Below are 2,038 nucleotides of genomic sequence, written 5' to 3' on the forward strand. Positions count from 1 at the left end.
AGCCGCGGCTTCAGGTCTTTTACCCGATACCAAGAAGGTGAGAAAAGCGACCCGGCCATGGGCTCAAGGCTTCCACGACCAGAAGGTCATCCGCGCCCAAAGCACCAGCCTGCGGGTCCAGATGGTCACAAGCCGGCGTTCATCAACCTCGATCTTGGCCACGCCTTCCATGCCGGGGCGCAGCGCCTCGATCGGCCCGTCTTCGATGGACGCTTCGACCTCGAAAACATTGGCACCGTTCAAGGGGCTGGAAATCGGGGTGATCCGCTGCACCGCAACCCGGTACGGCGTATCCGGCAACGAGCTTAGAACCAGCGGGCCGCTGTCGCCCGCAGCAATGTCGCGGATATCGCGTTCATCGACCCGCATGGTGACGCGGTATTCGTTCAACGGTGCCACCTGAAACAGAACATCGCCGCGTTCCAGCGGCGCACCAAGCGCTTGGCTCAGATCACCCGATACGACAAGCCCGTCAAAAGGCGCGCGGATGGTCATACGTTCAAGCTGTTGGTCCAGTAATGCGATCTGGGCGTCTGACTGTTCGATCTGCGACGCCAGAATCCGCGCCTTTGTACGTTCGCGCTGCGCGATGGCCTGACTGTATTCCTGCTGCTGTTTGGTGCGGTCGCCCAACCATTTCAGACGCTCAAGGCGAATGTCCCGATCTTCCAGGCGCGCCATGATCTGGCCCCCGGATACCAAATCACCGGCGCGGGCCTCGGCTTGGACCAGATAGCCGGCAATCGGAGCCGTCACGACCCGTTGGATTTTACCTTGCACAACGGTCGTTGCGGTGATCCTGTAGGTTCCCGTCGCATACCAACAAAAGGCCGCGATGCCGATCGCGGCAATCACACCCAGTTTCAAAAGCGCATGACGTGGACCGAACAACATCTTGAAAAAGTTCGTGATGGACTCCCAGATTTTAACGGGAATCCAGCGGTCTTCGCGGCGTTTGATATCCAGAACAGGGCCGATCAGAACGGCTGCCTGTTCAGCGATTTGAATACCTCCGGCATCGAACCCCTGATCCGTGCTGCGCTGAAGCAACATGGCACCAATTGTTTTACCCTGCTCTGTCAGCGGCACGGTGCACAGACCGGTCCCGCCTTCATGATCTGCCAGCGCGGCATGGGCACGCCGCACCCGCGCGGGCGACCCTTCCAGTGGCGGATGCGCAATCACCGCCTGCTGGTCGACAGCCTCGTCCATCGCGGCTTCGATCAGCCGGACAAGGGTGGCGCGTTTGCCGAATGTGGCGCTGTTCGATAGGGCCCGCAGGCGCACATGCTTGCCGCGCATCATGCCAATCCCCACCAGTTCACACCCAAGCGCACCGGCCAGTTCGGTGGCAACTGCTGTTGCGGCTTCGGAAAAACGTGTGTGGTGCAGGCTGGTCGCCAGCAGTTCGATCACCGTAACAAGGTTGTCATTCCCGCTGAGCCGCTGGCGCCGGACCACGGCCTCGATCCAGCCGGAGGCCCATTGCAACTGTTCAACGACGTGACGCAGATCGGTTTGCGCCGAATTATCGGCCAGCACAGCCAATACACCGCGCAACTGCCCCCCGATCAGCAAGGGAACAGCAATCGCCGCGTTGTCCTGTGCGCCTGTTTCGACAAGCATCCGCTTGCCCTTCAGGCTTCCATCAACCGCGCGCATCAATTCAGGTGCAGGGCTGGCCCCGTCCGGCCACATGGCAACGGGTTCGAACTTTGCCTTGCCGGTGCCTGCCATAATGACAAGCCCCTGCTGTATGCCCGTGGTTTGCTTTGCAAAGGCCTGCAACCATGCCGCAGCAACCTGCGCCATATCCGTGCCTGTGCGCAGCTTTTCCAGGGTTTCTGCGTTCAAAAAGGGCTCCTCTGAGGAGGAGGCCCCTGCTGCCGAGCTGTGTTCAGTCAAGGTCGAATTCCTTGTAATCGGGGCGTGTCGTCCCGAACTTTATAACGTAACAATGAGAGAAAATTGTGACCAATTTTCTTCATAAGAAATTTTCTAATAATATTGGTATCTTAGACGCGTGTCGCGCCAGATT

General features: G+C 59.2%; 1 protein-coding gene. It reads right to left on the bottom strand.

Annotation, left to right across the window (positions count from 1 at the left end; translation table 11 throughout):
* Positions 1 to 63 precede the first annotated feature (63 nt).
* Entirely contained in the window at positions 64 to 1,854 is a 1,791-nt protein-coding gene (locus ACSQ13_RS00155) for an HlyD family efflux transporter periplasmic adaptor subunit (RefSeq protein WP_295510020.1), read from the bottom strand.
* Positions 1,855 to 2,038: the final 184 nt, after the last annotated feature.

Source organism: Sulfitobacter sp. SH22 (genome assembly GCF_965641905.1).
Taxonomy (GTDB): Bacteria; Pseudomonadota; Alphaproteobacteria; order Rhodobacterales; family Rhodobacteraceae; genus Sulfitobacter.